Consider the following 24,026-nt stretch of genomic DNA (forward strand, 5'->3'; position numbering starts at 1 on the left):
CGGAAGTATTGCTCGGTTGCCGGGAGCGGGGCGCTCTGGCGGACCTCGATGGTGACATTGTAAAACGAGAAGCCCCACAAACCCGCATCGGTACGCAAAATCCCCTGCGCGCGAGGCGCCGCGGGTGCGTCAGGCCTGGGCCTTGACCGCCAGCACGGGACACGAGGCGTCCAGCAGGATGCGCTGGGCGTTGGAGCCCAGGATGAGCTTGCCCACGGGGGTCCGCCGCCGCAGCCCGATGACGATGAAGTCGGCGTGCTCCTCCTCGGCGACCGCGATGAGGTCCTCCGCGGGCTCGTTGCCGCGCACCAGCTGGCGGACCTCGTGCTCCAGGCCCTCCTGGTCCAGCTCGCCCTGGATCCGGCTCAGCTCCGCCTCGAACCGCTGCGCCTCGTCGGAGTCGTAGTCCCGGCCACCGCGCTGGGAGTTGATGACGATGAGCTTGGACTTGCGCAGCAGCGACTCGTCCGCTGCCCGGCGCAGAGCCGCTCGTCCTTCCCTCGTCGGGACGTAACCCACCACGATGGCCACAGGAACCTCCTCGTTCGTCGACCGCGGCGTCGGCCGCCGTGCCGACGCTACCGGAAGAGGACCGGCCAGGCAGGGCCTACCCGCAGGGACCTGTCAGGCGGTCCCGCCGAGGATGCCCTCGATGATCCCGCCGACCTGGTCCACCTCGATGAGGAAGCCGTCGTGGCCGTAGTCGGAGCGCACGGTGGCGAGCCGCGCGCCGGGCACGGCCTCGGCCACCTCCCGCGACAGCCGGGGCGGGTACAGCCGGTCGCTGTCGACCGCCACCACCGTCAGGTCGGCGGTGACCGCGGCCAGCGCCGCCTGCACCCCTCCCCGCCCGCGACCCACGTCGTGCGAGCTCATCGCCTCTGTCAGGACGAGGTAGGAGTTGGCGTCGAACCGGCCGGCCAGCTTGCCGGCGTGGTGGTCGAGGTAGGACTCCACGGCATACCGGCCGCGGCCGCCGAGGGGGTCCTCCTCGCCCTGCGGCACCCGCCCGAACCGCTCGTGCAGCTCCAGCTCGCTGCGGTAGGTGACGTGGGCGATGCGGCGGGCGATCCCCAGACCGGTGTCGGGCCCGGCCTCCCGGTCGTAGTAGTCCCCGCCGTGGAAGGCAGGGTCGGACCGGATCGCGAGCAGCTGGGGCTGGCACCAGCCGATCTGCTCGGCCGTGGCGTAGGCGGTGCTGGCCAGGACCGCGGCGGCCGCGACGCGGTCGGGGTGCGTGACGGCCCACTCGAGCACGCGCATACCCCCCATGGAGCCGCCCAGCACCAGCCGCCACGTGGCGATGCCGAGCTCGTCGGCGAGGAGGGCCTCGGTGCGCACCTGGTCCCGGATGGTGACGAACGGGAACCGGCTGCCCCAGGGGCGGCCGTCGGGGGCCTCCGACGCCGGCCCGGTGCTGCCCTGGCAGCCACCCAGGACGTTGGCTGCCACGACGAACCAGTGGTCCGTGTCGATGGGACGCCCGGGCCCGATCAGTCCGTCCCACCAGCCGGGGGTCGGGTGACCGGGCCCGGCGGGTCCGACGACGTGGCTGTCGCCCGTGAGGGCGTGCTCGACCAGCACGGCGTTGTCCCCGGCGGCGTTGAGCCGACCCCAGGTCTCGTAGGCCAGGGTGACGTCCGGGACGACCCCGCCGCGCTCGAGCTCGACAGCCCCGAGCCGGACGAAGCGGCGGTCCCCGGGGTGGTCCCCCTCACGCCAGGCGGCGGAGGTCGTCGGACGTCGGGACGTGGTGGTCATCGAGGGCTCCTGCGGTGCTCGCGCTTGCCCAGCCGGTCAGGCGGGCCGGGTCATCACCCGGGGCACCCCACCGCGAGGAGGGTTGCCGCCCAGCGAGCCGGGGCTTCGCGCTGGAACTCATGACCTGTCCCCATGATACGAGCCGCGCCGCCCGGGTCACCCCCCGTCCGGGACGTGGGACACCCCGGTCGGGTCATTCGGGCGGGTCAGCCGGGCGGGTCAGGCGGGGCGGCCCAGACCCGCGGACGGCGGCGCCTCCGTCGGGGACGGGTCGTCCCGCCGGTAGCGGACACCGAGGTCGACCATCCGCTCGAGCAGCAGCGCCAGCCGGTAGTCCGGCCTGGCGTCCAGCGCCCGCTCCAACGCCTCCCGCGCCACCGCGCCGTCACCCAGCCACCAGGCGAGGCTGGCCAGCACGGTCAGCACCGGCGGGGCGTGCTCGTCGGGGGTGGCGCGGGCCAGCCACTCGAGCCGGGCCAGGGCGCGCCGACCCGCGTCCGGCGCGGGGCCGTCGGCGCCCGGCCGCGCCCACGGGGGCTCCGGCAGCACGGTCCGCAGCTGGTCGGCGAGGACGGGTCCGAGCGCGTCGAGCGGCAGCGTGTCGGGGCACCAGCGCGCGATGAGGCCGTCGCGCAGCTCGACGTCGGCGAGGCTGAGCACGAGCTGGGCGACCTCGTCCGGGCCGGTCGTCTCGACGGCCGGGGCGTCGGGGCCCACATCGAGGGCGGCGGCCCACTGGACGAGCCAGGCACGGCGCTGCTCGTCGCCCCCGCGACCGCGCGCCGGTGCACCCGCGGTCGACCCACGCCCGGGCCCGGGACCGCTTCGGCGAGCCAGGACCCGGCCCACCGCCGGCGCGACGCAGGGGTCCGCTGCCACGACGTCGGCCACCGCGGCCCGGGAGGCCAGGGGTGAGACCCCCATCGCGACGAGCTCGGCCACCCCGGGCGCCGCCGACGTGTCGTCGACCGGGCGCCCCTGCGGCGGGCAGCAGCCCTGGTCGCAGTCCGGGGAGTACCACCTGCCGTCGCGGACGACGACACGGTCGAGGACGTCGACCCCGGCCAGCCGGCACCCCGTGCGCAACCGGTCGAGCAGCGGCATCGCGGCGCCCGCCGAGGACTCGTAGCCCACGAGGACGACCGCGTCGGGCGGATCACCGAGCAGGGGGGCGACGAGCGCGTCGGCGGCCTCGCCGACGTGCTCCGGCGGGGGGAGGTCGATGCGCTCGACGAGCCCGACGGCCCGCCCGCGGAGCGTCACCACGACGACCGCGTCCTGCGGGTGGTAGCCGAGCTGGTAGGGCAGCACCGCCACGACGTCGGACGGGCTCTGGAGCCGGATCGGGTTCATGCCCCGACCCTCGTCACCCCGGAGCACCGGGGACAGGGGACGGCACGCCGCCTGTGGACGCGCGCGGGTCAGGGCCGCGCCTGTGGACGAGGGAACCGTGGACGCGCGCAGGTCAGGGCCGCGTCTGTGGACGGGGAACAACCCCTCCCAGCCGGCAGCGGACGGCGAGGATCCGGGCGGTCAGCGCACCACGTGCGAGTCGACGGTCTCCCGGGCAGCGGCGGCCGGACCGGTGGTCCGGCTCCGCCCGGGCTGCGTGCGCTCCCAGCTGAGGAAGGCCTCCGTCTCGTTCACGACGGCCGCGGCGATCCAGGAGAGGACCACCGCGTCGTCGGCCAGGCCCACGACCGACAGCAGCGCCTCGGGGACGAGGTCGACCGGTGACACGACGTAGAGGACGGCTCCCAGCATGGCGAGCAGGCGGCCCCGGGAGGTGCCGGCGTACTCGCCGCGGAAGGTGGCCCGCACCAGTCGCGGCAGGCTCGCGAGCCGCTCCCCCATGCTCGCCGACCCGGGACGGCTGGCGATGCGGATCGCGCTGAAGATCGAGCGGAAGGCGGAAAGTCGGGTCGTGGTGGCCATCGGTCCTCCTTGGTCCCGGGACGGGCGTCCCGGACACGGGTCAACGAACGGGTCGGACGCGGGATTCCGGCCCGCGGTTCCCCTCGCTTCCTCGACCGTACGCCGGCGCGGGCACCGGTGCAGCCCTCGCCACGGACGCCGGCGGGAACCTCGGTGCGTGGTGCGGCGTGGTGTAGTGCCGCTCGCTGGGTGCGGTGCTGCTCGCTCGGCGCGGTGCCGTGCGGCGCGGTTGGGGCAGGGTTCAGTGCGAGGTGTTGCGCGGCGGGAACTCGTGCCTCGCCTGGGCGGCGATCCGGGTCAGCAGGTAGGTGTCCAGGCCGGCCCCGAGCACGCCACCGACCATGGGCACGCCCTTGCCGAGCCGGGTCAGCGACTTCTTGCCCGCGATGGTCAGCAGCCGGAAGCCGACGGCCTTGTTGACGACCATGAGCGCAGGGCCGGGCAGGCGCTGGGCCGCGAGGTTGGACAGCCGACCGGTGCTCAGCACCCCGGCCTTCTTCAGCAGGTCCTCCGCGTCGGCCCCCACGAGGGTGAGCAGCACCGCCGAGCGGATCTCGGGCCGCTTGATGTCGTACCCGCGCAGCGAGGCGACCGCGGCCACCATCCGGGTGGCGACGAGGTAGAACTCCAGCACGTTGACCGGCAGCGCCACCGGCATGGTGATGAACCCGCCGAGGCCCGTCACGAAGCCGCCTGCGGCCCCGAGCTTGAGGTGCTGGCGGACGACCGCGTCGACGGCCCCCTCGGAGGTCGGCTGCTCGGCCCGCTTGATGTCGGCGACCTTCTGCGCGGAGTCGAACCGGCCCTTGCCGTCGATGCCGGTGTCGAGCAGGTTCTCGATCAGCCCGGTGACGGTCGAGGACAGCCGCCCGGGGTCGCCGTCGGGATGGGCGGCCAGCTCCAGCGCCGACTGCGGCGGCGCCTCCTCGTCGTCCCTGCCCCGTCCGAGAAAAGCCACGTCAGCACCCCTTCGGGTCGAGTTGCACCGGTGTCCTCTGTGTCCGGCATCCTGCCACGAGAGGGCGGAGGACACCGGTCTAGCCTTGGAGCCATGACTGCGACCTCCCCCTCCCACGAGCAGTACGCCCATCCCGAGCGCCTCGTCAGCACCGACTGGCTCGCCGAGCAGGTCGCGGCCGGCCGGGTCGGCACCGGTGCCGACGATGCCGTCGCGCTGCTGGAGTCCGACGAGGACGTGCTGCTCTACGACACCGGCCACATCCCCGGCGCCCTCAAGCTCGACTGGCACCAGGACCTCAACGACGGGGTGGTCCGCGACTACGTCGACCCCGAGCAGTTCGCACGGGTCATGTCGCAGCGCGGCATCGGGCGCGACACGACCGTCGTCATCTACGGCGACAAGAACAACTGGTGGGCCGCCTACGCGTTGTGGGTGATGAGCCTGTTCGGGCACGAGGACGTGCGGCTGCTCGACGGCGGCCGCGCCAAGTGGATCGCCGAGGGGCGGGAGCTGACCCGGGACGTTCCGCAGGTCGCCCCCCGCACCGGCGACGCGGCATACCCCGTCGTGGAGCGGCACGACGCGCCGATCCGGGCCTTCAAGGAGGACGTCCTCGCGCACCTCGGCAAGCCGCTGGTCGACGTCCGCTCCCCCGGCGAGTACTCCGGCGAGCTGCTGCACATGCCCGACTACCCGCAGGAGGGTGCCATGCGCGGGGGCCACATCCCCGGGGCGAGGTCGGTGCCGTGGGCCCGGGCGGCCAACGAGGACGGCACGTTCCGGTCGCGCGAGGAGCTCGAGGCGATCTACCTGCAGGAGCAGGGCCTGGACCCGCACGAGCCGACGGTCGCCTACTGCCGCATCGGCGAGCGCTCGTCGCACACGTGGTTCGTCCTGACGCACCTGCTCGGGTTCGACGACGTGCGCAACTACGACGGCTCGTGGACCGAGTGGGGCAACTCGGTGCGCGTACCGGTCGAGCAGGGCGCCCCCAAGTGACCGAGCAGGCCGCTGCCCTCCCCGCCGCGCTGCAGGAGATCGCGGACGACTTCGCGGACCTCGCCGCGCCGCAGCGCCTGGAGCTCCTGCTGGAGTTCAGCGAGGGCCTGCCCGACCTGCCGGAGCGGTATGCCGGGCGGCTGGGCGAGCTGGAGCAGGTGCACGAGTGCCAGTCGCCGCTGTTCCTCGTCGTCGAGGTGGGCGACGAGGGCTCGGGCGGCGGGGGCTCGGACGACGCGGTGCCCGCGGCCGAGCAGCCGGTGCACCTCTTCTTCTCCGCCCCACCCGAGGCACCGACGACGCGCGGCTTCGCGGGGATCCTGCACGAGGGTCTCGACGGCCTGAGCGTCGCGGAGGTGCTCGCCGTGCCGGAGGACGCGCCGTACCGCTTCCACCTCGGCGAGGCCGTGTCGCCGCTGCGGCTGCGCGGCATGGTGGGGATGCTCAGCCGGATCAAGCGCCAGGTGGCCCTGAAGTCCCAGGCGTAGCAACGGCTCTCGAGGACGTCGAGATCATCGAGGGCTTCGAGGTCATCGAGTCGTCGAGTCGTCGACACCGTCGAGGTCGTCGACACCGTCGAGGTCGTCGAGGTCGTCGGAGGAACGGCACGAGGCCGCGGTCCCCGGTGGGGACCGCGGCCTCGTGGTCGTTGCGGCCGGCGGTCAGCCCGCGCGCGTCAGCGGTTGCGCCTCACCGCACCGCGTCGAGGGCGTCGACGATGCCCTCGCCGTAGTAGCTGTTGTCGGCCGTGCCGCCCACGCACGCCGGGGTCGGCGTCCTGCTGGTCTCGGGGGCCGAGCAGGGACGGTCGTCGGCCTGCGCGCGCAGCTTGGCGACCATCTGCTCGGGAGTCCACGTGGGGTGCGCCGACTTCATGAGCGCGAGGACACCGGCGACGTGCGGGGACGCCATCGAGGTGCCGCTCTTGGTGCCGTAGCCGTTGTCCTTCACCACGGTCGACAGGATCGTGCGGCCGGGGGCGGCCACGTCGATGACGCCGAGCCCGCGGTTGCTGAACGACGCCAGCTGCTCCGCACTGGTGGTCGCCGAGACGGTCACGACGCCGGGCAGCTCGGTCGGGATGTCCTTGCAGCCGTCGTTGATCACGCGGGTCATCGGCGTGGTGTCGTTCGGGCTCGCCGTGTCCTGGGTCTTGTGGGCGAGGTCCTTGGCCGAGTTGCCGGCAGCGGCGGCGTGCACGACACCCTGGTCGGTCGACCAGCGGACGGCGCGGCCCACGGCCTCGAGCACGGCAGCCTGGTCGGGCTGGTCCCCGCACCAGAACTCCATCGGGTCGACGTAGTAGCTGTTGTTGGTGACGTCCATCTTGTGCAGGCCGGCCCAGACGAAGCCGCAGATGGCGTACTCGGGGTAGATGAAGCCGTCGTCGTTGACGACCTTCACCGCAGCCATCCGTACGTTCGGCGCGACGCCGACGATGCCGGTGCCGTTGCGGGCGGCGCCGATGGTGCCGGCCACGTGGGTGCCGTGGTCGGAGGTGGTCGGGTACCACGAGCCCGGGGCCTGGCTGGGCCGGCCGGCGCCCACGCAGCTCACCGAGTCGGCGACGTCGATGTTCGGGGCCAGGTCGGGGTGGTCGGGGTCGATGCCGCTGTCGAGCACCCCGACGAGGACGTTGCGGTCGCCGTCGGTGATGGTGTGGGCCTGGTCGGCCTTGATCTGCACCATGTCCCACTGCTCCGCCTCACGCGGGTCGGCAGCGGGCGTGGCAGGGGTCGTCATGGCGTCGGAGAGGTCGCCGTTGGCCGGCTTGGCGTGGCCCTGCTGGTACGCAGACGCGCCACGGCCCCAGGAGGCGGTGAGGTCGGAGGGCGTGCCCTCCTTGACCGCGGCGGTCCGGCTCGCGCCGACGGACTCGAGGGCGTTGCCGCCCAGACGCCGCACGTCGGTGCGGAACGCGGCCCGGTCGGAGTGGGCGACGACGACGCCGATCTGCGGCCACGACTGGACGACGACGCCGCCAGCAGCTCGCACGGCCTGCTCGACGAGCCGGGTCTGACCCGGGTTGGCCTCCTTGGCGTTGAGCACGTAGCTCATGAGGTAGCCATCCTCAAACGCCGTGGGGACCGGCGTGGAGTCGGCCGTGGTCGACTCGGTCGACGCGCTCGCCGCTCCGGCGGTGAGCAGGGATCCGGCGAGCAGGGCACTCGATGCGGCGAGCGCCAGGCCACGTCTGCGGATGTGGGACATGTGTTCCTCCTGGTTGGGGTTCCCGTGCGGGGGGTCACCTGACCGGGCAGCCGCGTGGGCCGCCCCGGTCGGTCCACCCTGTCCTAGTTCGGGCGGGTTGTGGGGTTTGGGAGCCGACGAGTTCGGGTCGGCGTCCGGATCCGTACCGGGGCCGTCGGCGGCGGGTGACAGGATGGCCCGGTCATGGCCGTCCACCCCGTCGCGTTCGTCACCAGCCCTGACGCGCGCGCGGCCGTCGTGGGGCCCGGGGTGCGCTTCGCCGGTCCGGTGGCCGAGGCCGCCCGCGTGGCGGCCGGTCTCGAGCGGGACGGCCCGCAGGGAGACTCCACCGAGGGTCCGGTGCGGTTCACCTGGTGGGCCGCCGGGGTGGACGCGCAGCCGTTGGCCGAACGCGGCATACCGCTGTCGCGCTGCTGGGACGTCGCCGAGGCGCACCGCCTCCTCCACGGCGGGTGGCAGGCGCTCCCCCAGCAGGCCTGGGCTGCGGCCCACGGGCTCGACCCCGCGCTCGTCCCGCAGGCACGGCGCGGCGACCTGTTCGACTTCGACGCCGGCGACGACGAGCCCCGGGACGGCTCCGTGCTGCGCCCCGACGGCCACCTCGCCGCGGAGGCCGGCTCGCCGGCGTGGGACCCCGACGACGGGACCCTGCTGGCGTGGGGCGACGCGGCCCTGGAGTGTGCGCGGCTGCAGCACCGGCAGCTCGCCGAGCTCGGGGACCGGGCGGTGGCCACGGCCCACTCCGAGTCGGCGGCTGCCCTGCTGTGCGTCGAGCTCGCCCGCGACGGGCTCCCCCTCGACCGGACCACCGCCGAGGCGCTCATCGCCGGGGCCGCCGGCCCCCGGCCGGTCGACGAGGAGGACGCCCGCGCCACGAGGGCGCGGCGCGACGCCGCCGTGCTGCGCCACGCCCCCGGGCGGGAGTCCACCGACCTGCGCAACCCCGCGCAGGTCAAGGAGCTGCTCGCCGCGGTGGGCGTCGACGTCCCCAACACGCGCAAGTGGGTCCTCGAGCCCTACCGCCACACCCACGCCGTCGTCGAGGCGCTGCTGGAGTGGCGCAAGGCGGAGCGGATCGCCACGACGTACGGCTACGGCTGGCTCGACGCCCACGTCGGCCCCGACGACCGGCTGCGCGGCGCCTGGACCGCGTGCGACGGTGCCGCCGGCCGGATGACGGCCCAGAACGGCCTGCACAACCTCCCGACCGAGCTGCGCCCCGCGGTCGCGGCCCACCCGGGACACGTGCTCGTCCGGGCCGACCTCGGGCAGATCGAGCCCCGAGTGCTGGCGGTGGTGTCCGGCGACCCGGCGTTCGCCACCGCGACGCGGGCCGACGACCTCTACGCGCCGGTGGCGAGCCGGCTCGGCGTGGAGCGGCCGGTCGCCAAGGTCGCCGTCCTCGCAGCGATGTACGGCCAGCGCAGCGGCGCGGCGGGCGAGGCGCTCAAGGGGCTGGAGCGCGCCTACCCCGTCGCCATGGGGTTCCTCGACGACGCGTATGCCGCGGGCGTGGGCCGACGTCCGCTGCGCACCTTCGGGGGTCGCCTGCTGCGGCTCGACGAGGTCCTCACGGGGGGTGCACCCCAGGACGCGGCCGGGTACGACGCGGCCAGGGGCCGGTTCGCGCGCAACGCGGTGATCCAGGGATCGGCGGCCGAGCTGTTCAAGGCCTGGGCGGCGACGGTCCGGGCGACGACCCGCGACCTCGGCGCCCAGATCGTCCTCTGCCTGCACGACGAGCTGCTCGTCCACGCCCCGCAGGAGCACGCCGAGGAGGTCCGGGCGCGGGTGGAGACGGCCCTGACGGACAGCGCGCGCCGGTGGGCCGGGACGAGCACGGTGCGGTTCGTCGCCGACACCTCCGTGGTCCGCCGGTGGTCCGAGGCCAAGGGCTGACTCGCGCAAGTCGGGGCAAATGCCTCGCGTGCCCTGCCGGCCGGTGGGGTTGCTGGTTAGGTGTGGGCATGGACGGACACGACGTCAGACAGGTCGCCCGCGAGGCGTCCGACCACCCGGCGCTGGAGTACACCGCGCGCGCCGGGTACGCGGTGAGCGGGCTGCTGCACCTGCTCATCGGCTGGATCGCCCTCCAGGTCGCCTTCGGGCACGGTGGGAAGAGCGCCGACCAGAACGGTGCGCTCGCCTCCCTGGCGGGCAACGGCCTCGGCAAGGCGCTGCTGTGGTTCGCCGTCGTGGCGTTCCTGGGCCTGGCCCTGTGGCAGGTCACCGACGCCCTGATCGGGCACCCCGGCGCGGACAAGGACGCCTGGGGCGGGCGGGTCAAGGCCGGCTCCAAGGCGGTCCTCTACCTCGCCCTGGCCTGGTCGGCGTTCACCTTCGCGCGCGGGCGGTCGAGCACCAGCAAGTCCCAGAGCGTCGACTTCACGTCGAGCCTGATGGGCAAGCCCGGTGGCCGCGTCCTGGTCATCGTCGTCGGGCTCGTCGTCCTGGGGGTTGGCGCGTACCACGTCTACAAGGGCTGGTCGAAGAAGTTCCTCCAGGACCTCGAGGACCACCCCGGCACGTGGGCCACCCGGGCCGGCCGGGTGGGCTACATGGCCAAGGGCGTCGCCCTGGCGATCGTCGGCTTCCTCTTCTGCGCCGCGGGGGTGCACCACAACGCCAAGGAGGCCACCGGCCTCGACGGGGCGCTGAAGTCCCTGCGGGGCCAGCCGTTCGGCACCGTCCTGCTGGTCGTCATGGCGTTGGGCTTCGCCGCGTTCGGCCTGTACAGCTTCGCCCGCGCGAAGCACGCCAAGGTCTGACGGCCGCACGCCAAGGTCTGGCGGCCGCTCCTCGAGGCGGCCCAGGTGGCCGCGCAGAGAGCGAGGCCCCCGGCGCACGCCGGGGGCCTCGGTGCTGGGGTGGGTCCTCGCTCAGCCCTGCGGGCCGTCGGGGCCGGGCTCGTCGATCTCGCGCAGGAACTGCTCGAACTCCGCGCCGATCTCGTCGGCGGACGGCAGCTCGCTCACGTCGGTCGCCAGGAGGCTCGGCTTCTGACGGCCCTCGAGGAACGTGTCGTACTGCCGCTCGAGCGCCGCGATGACCTGGGCCACCTCCTCGGAACCCTCGACCTCGCGGGCGATCTCGGCCCGGTTGAGGCCCGCCTGCGCGACGAGGTCGTCGACCGGCAGGTTGAGCCCGGTGGCGGCGATGATCGCGTTGAGGGCGGTGACGGCACCGTCGGCGAACTCGGCCTGGGCGAGGTAGTGCGGCACGTGGACGGCGAAGCCGATCGCGTCGTGGCCCGACTCCCCCAGCCGCAGCTCGACGAGGGAGGAGAGGCTGCCGGGCACCTGGACCCGCCCGAAGGGGTTCTCCTGCAGCGGGATCAGCCGCGGGTCGGTCGCGTGCGACGTCATGCCGATCGGGCGGGTGTGCGGCACGGCCATGGGGATCCCGTGCGCGGACACGACCAGGTCCACGCCCAGCAGGACCACGAGCTGGCGGATCGCGTCGGCCATCCGCTCCCACTGGAAGTCGGGCTCCGGCCCGGTGAGCAGCAGGAAGGGAGTCCCGTCGCGGTCGGCGAGCCGGTGCAGGGCCAGGCACGGGTCCTCGTAGCTGACCCACCGGTTGGTGTCGAACACCATCATGGGCCGGCGGCTGCGGTAGTCGAGCAGCTGGTCGACGTCGAAGGACGCCACGACGGTGGACCCGCCGGTCGCGAGGAGGTGCTCGGTGAGCAGGCGCTGGGTGTGGCCGGCGTCCATGAAGCCGCCGAGCGCGAGCACCAGGACGGAGGCCCGCACGTCCTGGGGGTCGGTGTCGGTCTCGAAGTGGAAGAGCTCGGACGGGTTCTGCACGGCGATCTCCAAGGTGAGGGCTGCGGACGTTCGACAGTGCCAACGCCGCAACCCGACGAGGGATTCCGGGAGGCGACGGATTCCGGGCGACGAAGGAATCGGGTTGCGGGAATGGATCGGCGCGATCTACCGTTCGGATGAAACGAAACAGTTTCGTTCCATCCACTCCCGACCCATCCGAGGACGCCCGATGACCCCCGCCCGGAGCACCGCCACCGCCGAGGAGTCGCGGCCGCGACCCCGGGTCGAGGGCGACCGCGAGCGCGAGATCCTCGAGGCGGCCCTCGAGACCCTGGTCGAGCACGGCTACGACCGGTTCAGCTTCGACCTCGTCGCGGCGGCGGCCAAGGCCTCCAAGGCGACGCTCTACCGTCGCTGGCCCGGCAAGGTGGACCTCGTCGTCGACGCGCTCCAGCTCATGATGGGCGTCGAGGCAGACCGCTTCCCCGACACCGGCTCGCTGCGCGGTGACCTGGTCGCGCAGGCGTGCGCCAAGGGCGGCCTCGGCGAGGACCGGCCGATCCAGGTGTTCAGCCAGCTGGTCACGGCCATGCACCGCGACCCCGAGCTCGGCGAGGCCGTCCTCACGCGGCTCATCGGGCCCAAGCTGGCCGGCACCCGCCGCATCTTCGAGGCGGCGCAGCAGCGGGGCGAGGTGGGCGAGGGGGCCGACATCGACCTCCTCTCGCGCCTGCTGCCCGCGATCAGCATCCACGAGGCGATGCTGACCGGCTCACACCCGAGCCGCGAGCGCCTCACGTTCCTGGTGGACAGCGTCGTCCTCCCCGCCTGCGCAGCGACGCTGCCGCGCACCTGAAGTCCCGTTTCCCGCTCCACCTCCACACCAAGGACAACGCATGTCATCTCCTGCTGTCGTCGAGCCCGTCTCGACCCCCCGGCCCGGGGAGGCGCAGGGCGGCCGCGGCCGTCACCTGGGCATCGCCCTCACCGTCATCAGCGCCGCCCAGCTCATGGTGGTGCTCGACGGCACCATCGTGAACATCGCGATGCCGCACATCATGACCGACCTCGGCTTCACCCAGGACAACCTGTCGTGGGTCGTCACGGCCTACACCCTCGCGTTCGGCGGCCTGCTGCTGCTCGGCGGACGCCTCGGTGACCTCTTCGGGCGCCGCACCGTCTTCATGACCGGCGTGCTGCTCTTCGCCGGCGCCTCGCTGCTCGGCGGGCTGGCCCAGTCCGAGGGCATGCTCCTCGGCGCCCGTGCCCTGCAGGGCGTCGGCGCCGCGCTGGCCTCCCCCACCGCCCTGGCACTCATCACCACGACGTTCCCCGCCGGCCCCGCTCGCAACCGGGCGATGGGCGTGTATGCCGCGATGTCCGGTGCCGGCGCGGCCGTCGGCCTCATCCTCGGTGGCGCGCTGACCGAGATCGACTGGCGCTGGACGATGTTCATCAACGTGCCGATCGGCCTGGCCGTGGCCGCCCTGGCGCCCCGGTTCCTGCCCGAGTCGATCCGCGCCGAGGGCCGCGTCGACGTCCCCGGCGCCATCCTCGGCACCGGTGGCCTCGTCTCGCTCGTCTACGGGCTGACCCACGCCGCCTCCGACTCGTGGTCGTCCACGACGACCATCGTCACCCTCGCGCTCGGCGTCGTCCTGCTCGTCGCCTTCGTCGCCGTCGAGGCGCGCTCGAGCCACGCGCTCATGCCGATCCGCATCCTCGCCGACCGCACCCGCGGCACCTCGTTCGTCGTCATGCTCGTCGTGGGCGCCGCGATGTTCGCGATGTTCTACTTCCTCGGCCTCTACATCCAGCAGGTGCTCGGCTACTCGCCGCTGAAGTCCGGCTTCGCGTTCCTGCCGTTCTCCGCCGGCATCGTCGTGGCGGCGCAGGTCGCCTCGACCCTCATGACGCGAGTGGACCCGCGCTGGATCTCCGGGTCCGGTGCCCTGCTCGCAGCGGTCGGCATGTTCGGGTTCTCCCGGCTCGACGTCGACAGCTCGTACGCCGGTGGCCTGCTGCCGTGGATCCTCACCCTGTCGGTCGGCATGGGCCTGACCTTCGTGCCGATGACGCTCACCGCCGTGGCCGGCGTCGCCAAGGAGGACTCGGGCGTGGCCTCGGCCGTCCTCAACACGATGCAGCAGGTCGGCGGCTCGCTCGGCCTGGCCACGCTCAGCACGGTGTTCGCGAACTCCGCCAGGGACCGCGGGACCGAGCTCGGCGCCGCCCTGCAGGCCAAGGTGCAGTCGGGCGCACTCTCCCCCGAGCAGGTCCAGGCCGCCCAGCACCAGATCGCGCTCCAGGCGCAGACCTACGGGTCCGGGCACGCCTACCTCGTGGGCGCCGGCATGATCCTCGTCGGTGCGCTGGTGACGTTCCTGTTCCTCAACGTCAAGCACGAGGCGCTCTCGGCCGAGGGCCACGAGAACGTCCACCTCGCCTGACGCGAGCCAGCTGCCAGGTGCCGGTTTGGGTGTCCAGGCGTGCGGAACTCCGCACTCCTGGGCACCCAAACCCGTGTCCGGGGCCGGGCGGCTCAGTGTCAGGCGGCCGCGACCTCAGGGCTGGAGGGCGGCGATGGCGTTGCGGATGCGCTTCTCCGACACCGGTCGCGGCGTCCCGAGCGAGTTCGCGAACAGGCTGACCCGCAGCTCCTCGACCAACCACCCGACGTCGCGGACCGCGGTCGAGCGGCGGTCCTCGGGCGACAGCGAGTCGAGCAGGTCGGCATACGCGACCTCGACCCGGTCGACGACCTCCTGGTTCGCGGAGTCGCGGGCCAGGGCGGACGGCGACGACGGCGCCTTCTCGAGCCGCTGCACCATCGCGCGCAGGTAGCGGCGCAGGTGCGGCAGGTGCGCGATGCCGGTGTCTGCCACGAATCCGGGGTAGAGCAGGCTGTCGAGCTGGGCCCGCACGTCCGCGACGAGGCCCGCGGCGGCCGGCGCACGCAACCCGTCGAGGAGGTGCCGCACCTCGCGGGCGGTGGACAGCACGGGCTCGACCTCGTCGACCACCTGGAGCACGCGGGTCGCCACGTGGGTGCGGACCGCGGCGAGCACCTCCTCGAACGCGTCCTCGTCGCGGACGCCGTCGGCACCGTCCGACCCGCGCTCGGCCATGATCGCGTCGACCGCGCAGGCGAGGCAGTCCTCGAGCAGGGCGGGCACCGAGCCGTGCGGGTTGTCGGCGAGCGTGAGCTTCTGGGCGTTGCCGAGCCGGGCGAGCACGCGCTTCCACGGCGGGGCGGTGTTGAGGAGCAGCAGGCGGCGCACGCCGAGCGCGGTGGCGGCCTCGGCGGCCCGCCGGCCCGGCAGGACGACGAGGTCGACGGAGTCGCCGCGGTCCACGAGCGCCGGGAAGCCCTGCACCGTCTGACCCCCCGACGTGGTGTCGAAGGTCTCCGGCAGTGCACCGAAGTCCCACTGCCGCAGTCCCTTTCGCTCGATCCGGGCGCCGGCGCGGGACATCCGTCGCTGCACCTGCCCGGCGAGCCGCGACTGCAGCTCCTCGAGGTCCTTGCCCGCGCCCAGCACCCGGCCACCCCCGTCCTCGACGCTGAAGGTGACCCGCAGGTGGTCGGGCACGGCCTCGGGGTGCCAGTCGCCCGGGTCGACCCGGACGCCGGTGCGCGCGTGCAGCACCCGGCCGAGCTCCTCGACGAGGGTCCGGCCGTCACCGGGGTGCACGTCCGCGAGGGCCGCCGCGGCGTGGTCGGGGGCGGGGACGAAGTTGCGGCGGACCGCCTTGGGCAGCGCCCGGACGAGCGCGGTCGCGAGGTCGGTGCGCAGCCCCGGCACCTGCCAGTCGAACCCCTCGGGTGACACGCGGTTCAGCACCTGCACGGGGATGTGCACCGTCACGCCGTCGGCGGCCGCGCCCGGCTCGAACTGGTAGGTCACCGGCAGCTCCAGCCCGCCCTGGCGCCAGGTGGGCGGGTAGTCGCGGGCCGACACCTCCTCGGCGCTGTCGCGGGTGAGCAGCTCCTCGGTGAAGGTGAGCAGGTCCCGCGTCTCCCGCCGCGCCTGCTTCCACCACCGGTCGAAGTGCCGCTGCGAGACGACGTCGGCCGGGACGCGCTCGTCGAAGAAGGCCACGAGGTCCTCGTCCTCGACCACGATGTCGCGCCGGCGCGCGCGCTCCTCGAGCTCGGAGAGCCGTTGCAGCAGAGCGGTGTTCGCGCGCTGGAACTCGTGGTGGGTCTCCCAGTCCCCTTCGACCAGCGCGTGCCTGATGAACAGGTCGCGCGACTCCTCCGGCGAGATCCGGGCGTAGTTGACCGTGCGGGCCGCGACGAGGGGCACGCCGTAGAGGGTCACCCGCTCCGTCGCCTGCGCGGCCCCCTGCTTGCGCGACCAGCGGGGCTCGGAGTACGTCCGCTTCACCAGGTGTGGGGCCGCGCGCTCGGCCCACAGCGGGTCGATCCGGGCGTTGGTGCGCGCCCACAGCCGGGTCGTCTCCACGAGCTCGGCGGCCATGACGAACGCCGGCTGCCGGCGGAACAGCGTGGACCCGGGCGAGATGCCGAACCGCGCACCCCGCGCTCCGAGGTAGTCCCGCTTCGCCTCGTCGCGGACCCCGATGTGGGACAGCAGGCCGGCGAGGAGCGCCTGGTGCACGAGGTCGGCGTTGGGCGGCTCCCCCGGTGCAGCGGTCGCCTGCCTGGGGTCGATGCCGACGTCCTGGCAGGCCCGCCGCAGCTGGGTGTGCAGGTCCTGCCACTCGCGCACCCGCAGGTAGTGCAGGAACTCGGTGCGGCACATGCGCCGGAACGCGCTGTGCGACAACGCCTTCTGCTGCTCCTTGAGGTACCCCCAGAGGTTGAGCAGTGAGATGAAGTCCGAGTGCTCGTCGCGGAACCGGGCGTGCGCCTGGTCGGCCTGGGTCTGCTTGTCGGCCGGTCGCTCGCGCGGGTCCTGCATCGACAGCGCGGCCACGATGACGATCGCCTCGCGGGTGCACCCGAGCTTCCCGGCCTCGATGAGCATGCGCCCCAGCCGCGGGTCGACGGGCAGCCTGGCCAGCGACCTCCCGTATGCCGTGAGCCGCCGCTCGCGGCCCCGTCGCCGCGGCGACACGGCCTCCTCCCCCGGCTCAACGGCATACCCGGAGCCCTCAGCGACCGTGTCGAAGGCCTGGAGCTCCTCGAGGAGGCGCACGCCGTCGGCGACCTGGCGCGGGTCCGGGGCGTCGACGAACGGGAACCGTGCGACGTCACCGAGCCCGAGGGCGGTCATCTGCAGGATGACCGAGGCGAGGCTGGTGCGCTGCACCTCGGGCTCGGTGAACTCCGGCCGCGACTCGTAGTCGGCCTCGGAGTACAGCCGGATGCAGATGCCGTCGGCGACGCGGCCGCACCGGCCGGCGCGCTGGTTCGCACTGGCCTGCGAGACCGGCTCGATGGGCAGCCGCTGCACCTTGGTGCGCTGGCTGTAGCGCGAGATCCGGGCGGTGCCGGCGTCGACGACGTACCGGATGCCCGGGACGGTCAGCGACGTCTCGGCGACGTTGGTGGCCAACACGATCCGGCGTCCGGAGTGCCTGGAGAAGACGCGGTGCTGCTCCGCCGCGGACAGCCGCGCGTAGAGCGGGACGACCTCCGTCTGCGGCAGCCCCAGGCCCTCGAGCGCCGACGCGGTGTCGCGGATCTCCCGCTCCCCCGAGAGGAAGACGAGGATGTCCTGGCCGCCGCCGTCCCCGCCGCGGGCCTCGGTCCACAGCTCCTCGACCGCCTCGACGACGCCGGTGACCTGGTCTCGCTCCTCGGCGTCCTCCCGGTCGGGGTCGACGAGCGGGCGGTAGCGGACCTCGACGGGGTAGGTGCGGCCCGACACCTCGATGATCGGCGCGGGCTCGCCGGTCCTGGCGTCGGCGAAGTGCTGGGCGAACCGCTCGGGGTCGATCGTCGCCGAGGTGATGACGACCTTGAGGTCGGGCCGGCGCGGGAGCAGCTGCTTGAGGTAGCCGAGGATGAAGTCGATGTTGAGGGACCGCTCGTGCGCCTCGTCGATGATGATCGTGTCGTACTTGCGCAGCATCCGGTCGCGCTGCATCTCGTTGAGCAGGATGCCGTCGGTCATCACCTTGACGAGCGTGTCGTCGCTGCTCGTGTCGGTGAACCGCACCTGGTAGCCGATGACGCCCCCGAGCTCGACCTGCAGCTCCTCGGCGATGCGCTCGGCGACGGAGCGGGCAGCGATGCGCCGGGGCTGGGTGTGGCCCACGAGGCCGTCGCGGCCGCGGCCGACCTCGAGGCAGATCTTGGGCAGCTGGGTGGTCTTGCCCGACCCCGTCTCGCCGGCGACCACGACGACCTGGTGGTCGCGGATGGCCGCCGCGATGTCGTCCTTGCGGGCGACGACCGGCAGCTCCTCGGGGTAGTGCAGCTCCGGGAGCGCGATCTCCCGCGGGGGCCGGAGGGGTGGGGTCCGAGGATGCCGGGAGCCGCGGCCCCGCGCGGCGCCCCTGCCGCGTCCGGCGCCGGACCGGCGCCGGGGGTCCTGCCTCCCCGGCCCCGCGGCGCGGTCGCCGGAGTCGGGGCTGGGCATGGGCGCCAGCATACGTGCGGCGCCGGGACACCCGGGCCCGGCACAGGGGGGATGCCGGGCCCGGGAGTGCAGGGGCGTCAGGCGACGCGGGTGAAGCGCAGCCGCCAGGCCTCGGGGCCGCGCTCGAGGTAGTCGACGGCGAAGGCTCCCGGCGCCCGGCCCTCGAGCTGCTTGAGCAGGGGCAGCGGGTCGTGCGGGGCGACGAGCACCATGCCGCCACCGGCCCGGACCGCGTCGAGGGCCCCGAAGATCGTGGCGTGGCGGATGGCGTGCGGCACCGTGCGCGCGTCGAGCTCGGGCAGGTCGGCACCGTCGGTCTCGCCGCAGGAGCAGGCTCCCCCGCAACCACCGGTGGACGCGGAGGCGTCCGCGGCGGCGTCCGGGTCGTGGCCCGCCTCGTGGCCGTGGCCCCCCTCGTGGCCGTGGCCCTCGCCGTGGTCGTGGTCGTGGTCATGACCGTGGTCGTGGCCGTGGTCGTGGCCACCGAGCAGCTCGTGCATCCCGGCGAGGGCGCCGGCGAGCGAGACGTCGGGCGAGGCGGCCAGCAGCGGCAGCACCTGCTCGTTCTCCTTGGCGAGGTGGCTCTCGAACGTCACCGCGAGCGCGCGCGCCTCGGCGGCGGCCTCGACCTGCGAACCCGCCGTCCTCAGTGCCTCGACCAGCCCGAGGATGAGCTGGTGCTCGGCCAGCATCGCGTCGACGAGCAGCCGTCCCCGGTCGTCACGGTGGGCCAGCGGGTACATCGCCTTCTCCTCGGCGAGGGCGTGCGGCACGAGGTCGTGCTGGGCCCAGCGCACGAGGTCGTCGCGGGCCGCGAGCGCCGCGTCGGTGTCACCGGCGGTCGCCACGCGGCGGGCCAGGGCGGCCAGGGTGCCGGCCATCTCGGCGTGGTGGCTTGTGACGGCCTCGACGGCCGCGGCGTCCTGCTCGGTCGATGCGATGACGACGGTGTCCACGATGTCCTCCCGGAAGGGTCCTGCCGCGAGTGGCAGGGCGTCTACATATTTAATACACTTCTTTCCGTGAAAATAACAACTCCCCTGGACCAGCGCCTGGCGACTCCGGGGTTGGGGCCCCGACCGGCTTCCGCGCGGGCTGCTGTCCGGGCGGCCCCGAGCCGTGCCGCGGCCGGGGTGCTCGACCTTCTGGCCGGCCACGCCGAGCCGGTGACGGCCGCCGCGCTGGCGCAGAGCACCGGCCAGCACCCCAACACCGTGCGCGAGCACCTCGACGCCCTCGTCGACGCCGGGCTGGCCACCCGCGAGCGGGCGGGGTCCTCCGGCCGGGGACGACCCGCGTGGCTCTACGCGGCGAGCGAGCTGCCGCAGCCGGTGGTGCGCGAGTACGCCGGGCTCGCGACCGCCCTTGCGATGCAGCTGGCCCGCAGCAGCGCCCACCCGCGCGAGGACGCCGTCGAGGCCGGCCGGGTCTGGGGTGAGCAGCTGGCGTCCGAGCGGGTGGCCCCCTCCTCCCCCGCCGGCGCGCGGCGGGACGTGGTGGACCTCCTCGGCGGCCTCGGCTTCGACCCCACCGCGGACAGCCGGGTCGAGACCGTGCGGCTGCGCCAGTGCCCCCTCCTCGCCGCGGCCCGCGAGGAGCCGGAGGTCGTCTGCTCGGTGCACCTCGGCATCGTCCGTGGTGCCCTCGACACCTGGCACACCCGCAGCGGCGAGACGTCGCTCGTGCCCTTCGCCGAGCCGGGCGCCTGCCTGCTCCACCTCACCGGGGCGACCGCCCGGACCGGCGGCGACCGGTCGTGACCTGGCGCCGGCTGCCGTTCCTGCTCCCCGCGGGGCTGGCCCTGCTGCTGGGGGTCGACGCCGGCCTTCGGCTGCTCGACGCCCCCGCGCTGAGGCTCTCCCAGCGGCTCCCCGAGGTGCACGGACCGCTGCTCGTCCTCGGGTTCGTGGGCACCCTGGTCGCGCTGGAGCGGGCCGTGGCCCTGCGCCGGCCGATGGGGTATGCCGCGCCCGTCCTGCTCGGCGGCGGCGGACTCCTCCTGGTCGCGCCGGTGCCGCTGCGCGTGGGCCAGGGGCTCTCGACGGCAGGCGCCGCCGCGCTCGTGGCGGTCTACGTGGCCCTGTGGCGCCGCCAGCGTGACGACGCGGTGCTCGTCCAGGCCCTGGGCGCGGTGCTCGCGACCGGCGGGGCCCTGCTCTGGCTCGGCTCCGTGCCGGTGCCGCGGCTGCTGCCCTGGCTGGCCGGCTTCGTCGTCCTCACCATCGCCGGCGAACGCCTCGAGCTCGCCCGGCTCCAGCTCCTCGGCGCGGGCGGGGCAGCCGCGCTGGTGCTGACCTCCGCCGCCGTCATGGTGTCCGCGGTCGCGTCCCTGCTGTGGCCCGCGGCCGGCTTCCCGCTCCTCGGGGCGGCCGTGCTCGTCCTGGTCGGGTGGCTGGCCGTGCACGACGTGGCCCGCCGGACGGTCCACGGCACCGGACTCCCGCGCTTCATCGCCGTCTGCCTGCTGTCCGGCTACGCCTGGCTCGCCGTGGCCGGGGGGACCTGGCTCCTCGCCGGACCGGTGCTCGACGGCCCCGCCTACGACGCCGCCGTGCACGCCGTCTTCCTCGGCTTCACCCTGTCGATGATCCTGGCGCACGCGCCGGTCATCCTTCCGGCGGTGCTGCGGGTCCGGCTCCCGTACCGGACCGTGATGTACGTCCCCGCCCTCCTGCTCCAGGCCTCCCTCGTCGTGCGCGTCCTGGCCGGCGACGCCTGGGGGGTCGACGGCGGCCGCCGGGCCGGCGGCGTGGGCAACGCGGCGGCGGTCCTGCTGTTCCTCGCGGTCACGGCCTGGTCCGCCGCCACGGGCGGCACGCCACGCAGCACGCGAAGCGGCGCGCCACGCCGGACGAGCCGCTGGACCAGCCGCTGGACCAGCCGCTGGACCAGACCCCGTGCGGATGCCACCGCGCCGGACTCCCCGCCGCCTCCCTGCGACGGCGTGTCACCGATCCCCGACCAGAACGGCTCACCCGCGCGGGCCGCCACCAGCGGCACGCTCCCCGTGGGAGGGCCCCGGTGAACGGCCCGGTGAGCGGGCCGGCGCGGGGCCCGTCGCGAGGACCAGCACGAGGCCCGGCGCGACGCCCGGTGGGCGCCGGGGGCGAGCGACCCCGGCCGCGGGTCCGCTGGCACCTGGCGGCCAACAGCGGTTCCATCACCTGGCTGGTGGCCCTGCTCGGGGTCGCGCTGGCCCACCCCTTCGTGCCCGAGTCGCGCTGGCTGCTGGTGCACCTGCTCCTGCTCGGCGCGGTGACCAACGCCGTCCTGGTCTGGAGCGCCCACTTCGCCGACGCGCTCCTGAAGAACCCCTCCCCCTCACGGCGCGGGCAGGTCGCGAGGCTGGTGCTCCTCAACGCGGGCGTGGTCGCCGTGGTCGCCGGGGTCGTCACCGACACCTGGCTCCTCACGCTGGCCGGTGCGGTCGGCGTGGGAGCCGCCGCGGCCGCCCACGGCGTCGCCGTCGCCCTGCAGGCGCACCGGGCGTTGCCGTCCCGCTTCGGCGCGTCCGTGCGCTACTACGTCGCGGCGTCGGCCTGCCTCCCCGTCGGGGCGGCGCTGGGGACGCTGCTGGCGCGCCACCCCGCTGAGCTGCTCCACGGCCGCCTCGTGCTGGCCCACGTGGCCGCCAACGTCCTCGGCTGGCTCGGGCTCACGGTGCTCGGCACGCTCCTGACGCTGTGGCCCACCATCCTGCGCACCCGCATCGCCGAGGGCGCCGAGCGGCAGTCGCGCCAGGCCCTGCCGGTGCTCGTCGTCTCCCTGGTCGTCGTGGTGGCCGCCGCCCTCGCCGGAGGCCGCGTCGTCACCGGTCTGGCACTGCTCGGCTTCCTCGGTGCCGCCCTCTGGTCCCTGCGCCCGGCCGTCAGCGCCGCTCGGGCGCGACCGCCGCAGTCGTATGCCGCGTGGTCGGTGCTCGCGGCGGTGGCATGGCTCGCCGTGTCGCTCGGCTGGTTCGCGGTGCTCGTGCTGCTGGCGCCGGACTGGGTGGCCGCCGGCGAGGCGACGCACCGCGTGGCCGTGCCGCTCGCGGCCGGGTTCGGCGTCCAGGTGCTGTTGGGCGCCCTGACCTACCTGCTGCCGGTGGTCCGCGGAGGGGGCCCCTCCGTCGTGCGCGCCACCACCGACGTGCTCGAACGCGGCGCCGCCCTGCGCGTCACCGTGGCGAACGCGGGCCTGGTGCTGCTCCTGCTCCCGTCGCCCAGCGTCGTGCGGGTGCTGGTCTCCGCACTGGTGCTCGCCGCCCACGCGTCGTTCCTCGTGCTGCTGCCCCTGGCGCTCAGGGCGGCCCGGCGCGTCGGCCGGACGGCCCCGGCATCGGACGGCGCCGCGACGCCCCGGCCGACGCCGACCGGAGTGCGCCACCAGCCGGAGCCGCCCGCACAGGTGCGCACGCGGCATACCGGGTGGGCGGCGGCCGGCCTGTCGGCGGTCGTGCTGGCGGTCGCGCTGGGCACCGTGGTGGACCCGGCCGGGCTCGGCGCCGTCACGTCCGCCGCCTCCGCGGGCGTCACGGCCACCGGCCACACCACCACCGTGCGCGTCGAGGCCCGTGGCATGCGGTTCCACCCCGCCGCGGTGGACGTGCCCGCCGGCGACCGGCTCGTCATCGAGGTCGTCAACCGCGACAGCGACGTGCACGACCTCGCGCTCGAGACCGGACAGAGCAGCGGGCGCCTGTCGACCGGCCAGACCGGGCGCGTGGAGGTCGCCGCCGTCGGTCGCGACCTCGACGGGTGGTGCACCATCGTCGGACACCGCCAGATGGGGATGGTGTTCTCCGTCAAGGTCATCGGCGCGGCAGCGGCCGCCGGACACCAGCACGCGACCACCGGCGAGGGCACCTCGCCCGGCCGGCCGGCGGCGAGCGCCACCGGGGGCACAGGAGGTGCGGGTGGCGCGGAGGCCACGGGTGGGGACGCGACACCGGACTTCCTGGCCACGCCGGCGGCGGGGTTCACCGCCCGCGACGCGCGGCTGGCCCCGGCGACCGGTGCGCGGGTGCACCGCGTCGCGCTCGTCGCGCAGGAGGTGGAGCGTGAGGTCGCGGTCGGTGTGCGGCAACGGTTGTGGACGTTCAACGGGACGGCGCCGGGACCGGTACTGCGCGGCCACGTGGGCGACCGGTTCGAGGTGACCCTGCGCAACGACGCGGGCCTGGGCCACTCGGTCGACTTCCACGCCGGCGCCCTGGCCCCCGACGAGCCGATGCGCACCATCGCGCCCGGCCAGTCCGTCGCCTTCGCCTTCACCGCTCGCCAGGCGGGCATCTGGATGTACCACTGCAGCTCGATGCCGATGTCGCTGCACATCGCCAACGGCATGTTCGGCGCGGTGGTCATCGACCCGCCGGGCCTGCCCCGGGTCGACCGCGAGTACCTCCTGGTGCAGTCCGAGCTCTACCTCGGCGCGCAGGGCGGCACCGCCGACCCGGCGAAGGTGGCAGCCGAACGACCGGATGCGGTGGTGTTCAACGGCTTCGCGAACCAGTACGACCACGACCAGCTGCCGGCCCGGGTCGGTGAGCGCGTGCGGCTGTGGGTGCTGGACGCGGGCCCGAACCGGCCCAGCTCGTTCCACGTCGTGGGCTCCCAGTTCGACACGGTGTTCCTCGAGGGCAGCTACCTGACCCGGCCGGGCTCGCCCGGCACCGTCGGCGCTGCCCAGGCCCTGGCGCTCCAGCCTGCCCAGGGCGGCTTCGTGGAGCTCACCTTCCCCGAGGCGGGGCACTACCCGTTCGTGTCGCACGTCATGGTCGACGCCGAGCGCGGCGCCCACGGCGTCGTGCGCGTCACGCCGTAGGCGAACCGGACCACCGGCCGGCTGGTGGCG

Annotated in this window: 18 protein-coding genes and 1 riboswitch; of the genes, 9 read left to right on the plus strand and 9 right to left on the minus strand. The window is 74.3% G+C overall.

Features of this window, described 5'->3' with window-relative positions; all coding sequences use genetic code 11:
- Nucleotides 1-129: 129 nt before the first annotated feature.
- The 5 genes from ACYVDO_RS14075 to ACYVDO_RS14095 all read right to left on the minus strand — a co-directional run bounded on the left by ACYVDO_RS14075 (nucleotide 130) and on the right by ACYVDO_RS14095 (nucleotide 4,654).
- Nucleotides 130-531 (minus strand): universal stress protein, encoded by a 402-nt coding sequence (locus tag ACYVDO_RS14075; RefSeq protein ID WP_460936937.1) that lies wholly within the window; start codon nucleotides 529-531, stop codon nucleotides 130-132.
- 93 nt (nucleotides 532-624) lie between these two features.
- On the minus strand, nucleotides 625-1,761 hold the full coding sequence (gene metX / locus ACYVDO_RS14080; RefSeq protein WP_460936939.1) for a homoserine O-acetyltransferase MetX: 1,137 nt from the start codon (nucleotides 1,759-1,761) through the stop codon (nucleotides 625-627).
- A gap of 15 nt (nucleotides 1,762-1,776) precedes the next feature.
- Nucleotides 1,777-1,886: riboswitch (SAM riboswitch) on the minus strand.
- A 94-nt stretch (nucleotides 1,887-1,980) separates the two neighbouring features.
- A complete protein-coding gene (locus ACYVDO_RS14085; protein ID WP_460936940.1) occupies nucleotides 1,981-3,114 on the minus strand; it encodes a DUF4192 domain-containing protein in 1,134 nt (377 codons plus the stop codon).
- A gap of 180 nt (nucleotides 3,115-3,294) precedes the next feature.
- Nucleotides 3,295-3,696 (minus strand): YkvA family protein, encoded by a 402-nt coding sequence (locus tag ACYVDO_RS14090; RefSeq protein WP_460936942.1) that lies wholly within the window; start codon nucleotides 3,694-3,696, stop codon nucleotides 3,295-3,297.
- A gap of 241 nt (nucleotides 3,697-3,937) precedes the next feature.
- Nucleotides 3,938-4,654, minus strand: coding sequence for an EcsC family protein (locus ACYVDO_RS14095; protein ID WP_460936944.1), 717 nt, complete (start codon nucleotides 4,652-4,654; stop codon nucleotides 3,938-3,940).
- A gap of 93 nt (nucleotides 4,655-4,747) precedes the next feature.
- On the opposite strand from ACYVDO_RS14095, the gene ACYVDO_RS14100 reads away from it, so the two are divergent.
- Nucleotides 4,748-5,656, plus strand: a complete 909-nt coding sequence (locus ACYVDO_RS14100) for a sulfurtransferase (protein ID WP_460936946.1) — start codon at nucleotides 4,748-4,750, stop codon at nucleotides 5,654-5,656.
- Nucleotides 5,653-6,144, plus strand: a complete 492-nt coding sequence (locus ACYVDO_RS14105; protein ID WP_460936948.1) for a SufE family protein — start codon at nucleotides 5,653-5,655, stop codon at nucleotides 6,142-6,144. The genes ACYVDO_RS14100 and ACYVDO_RS14105 overlap by 4 nt, the downstream gene beginning before the upstream one ends.
- A 202-nt stretch (nucleotides 6,145-6,346) precedes the next feature.
- Here ACYVDO_RS14105 and ACYVDO_RS14110 read toward each other — a convergent pair whose 3' ends face one another.
- Nucleotides 6,347-7,867 (minus strand): S8 family serine peptidase, encoded by a 1,521-nt coding sequence (locus ACYVDO_RS14110; RefSeq protein WP_460936950.1) that lies wholly within the window; start codon nucleotides 7,865-7,867, stop codon nucleotides 6,347-6,349.
- Between the two features lie 183 nt (nucleotides 7,868-8,050).
- On the opposite strand from ACYVDO_RS14110, the gene ACYVDO_RS14115 reads away from it, so the two are divergent.
- Nucleotides 8,051-9,766: a DNA polymerase gene (locus ACYVDO_RS14115; protein ID WP_460936951.1), complete on the plus strand. Its 1,716-nt coding sequence runs from the start codon at nucleotides 8,051-8,053 to the stop codon at nucleotides 9,764-9,766.
- A 68-nt stretch (nucleotides 9,767-9,834) separates the two neighbouring features.
- The gene (locus tag ACYVDO_RS14120) at nucleotides 9,835-10,635 is read left to right on the plus strand and encodes a DUF1206 domain-containing protein (RefSeq protein ID WP_460936953.1); all 801 of its coding nucleotides are present in this window, start codon (nucleotides 9,835-9,837) and stop codon (nucleotides 10,633-10,635) included.
- A gap of 111 nt (nucleotides 10,636-10,746) precedes the next feature.
- On the opposite strand, the gene ACYVDO_RS14125 is transcribed toward ACYVDO_RS14120, so the two are convergent.
- Entirely contained in the window at nucleotides 10,747-11,676 is a 930-nt protein-coding gene (locus tag ACYVDO_RS14125; protein ID WP_460936955.1) for a PAC2 family protein, read from the minus strand.
- A 190-nt stretch (nucleotides 11,677-11,866) separates the two neighbouring features.
- Between ACYVDO_RS14125 and ACYVDO_RS14130 the strand changes: the two genes are divergently transcribed.
- Nucleotides 11,867-12,493, plus strand: coding sequence for a TetR/AcrR family transcriptional regulator (locus ACYVDO_RS14130; RefSeq protein ID WP_460936958.1), 627 nt, complete (start codon nucleotides 11,867-11,869; stop codon nucleotides 12,491-12,493).
- Nucleotides 12,494-12,533: 40 nt separating this feature from the next.
- Nucleotides 12,534-14,087, plus strand: coding sequence for an MFS transporter (locus tag ACYVDO_RS14135; protein WP_460936960.1), 1,554 nt, complete (start codon nucleotides 12,534-12,536; stop codon nucleotides 14,085-14,087).
- Nucleotides 14,088-14,201: 114 nt separating this feature from the next.
- On the opposite strand, the gene hrpA is transcribed toward ACYVDO_RS14135, so the two are convergent.
- Nucleotides 14,202-18,191: an ATP-dependent RNA helicase HrpA gene (gene hrpA, locus ACYVDO_RS14140; RefSeq protein ID WP_460936962.1), complete on the minus strand. Its 3,990-nt coding sequence runs from the start codon at nucleotides 18,189-18,191 to the stop codon at nucleotides 14,202-14,204.
- Between the two features lie 77 nt (nucleotides 18,192-18,268).
- The gene (locus ACYVDO_RS14145; RefSeq protein WP_460936964.1) at nucleotides 18,269-19,147 is read right to left on the minus strand and encodes a DUF2249 domain-containing protein; all 879 of its coding nucleotides are present in this window, start codon (nucleotides 19,145-19,147) and stop codon (nucleotides 18,269-18,271) included.
- Nucleotides 19,148-19,213: 66 nt separating this feature from the next.
- Here ACYVDO_RS14145 and ACYVDO_RS14150 point away from each other — a divergent pair, with 66 nt between their 5' ends.
- From ACYVDO_RS14150 to ACYVDO_RS14160, 3 genes are all read left to right on the plus strand, one after another.
- Nucleotides 19,214-19,951, plus strand: a complete 738-nt coding sequence (locus ACYVDO_RS14150) for a helix-turn-helix transcriptional regulator (protein ID WP_460936967.1) — start codon at nucleotides 19,214-19,216, stop codon at nucleotides 19,949-19,951.
- Complete coding sequence (locus tag ACYVDO_RS14155) at nucleotides 19,948-21,216, plus strand: hypothetical protein (protein ID WP_460936969.1); 1,269 nt, start codon at nucleotides 19,948-19,950, stop codon at nucleotides 21,214-21,216. The genes ACYVDO_RS14150 and ACYVDO_RS14155 overlap by 4 nt, the downstream gene beginning before the upstream one ends.
- A 68-nt stretch (nucleotides 21,217-21,284) precedes the next feature.
- Nucleotides 21,285-23,996: a multicopper oxidase domain-containing protein gene (locus ACYVDO_RS14160; protein ID WP_460936971.1), complete on the plus strand. Its 2,712-nt coding sequence runs from the start codon at nucleotides 21,285-21,287 to the stop codon at nucleotides 23,994-23,996.
- Nucleotides 23,997-24,026 lie beyond the last annotated feature (30 nt).

The sequence above is a fragment of the Phycicoccus ginsengisoli genome (assembly GCF_054779295.1).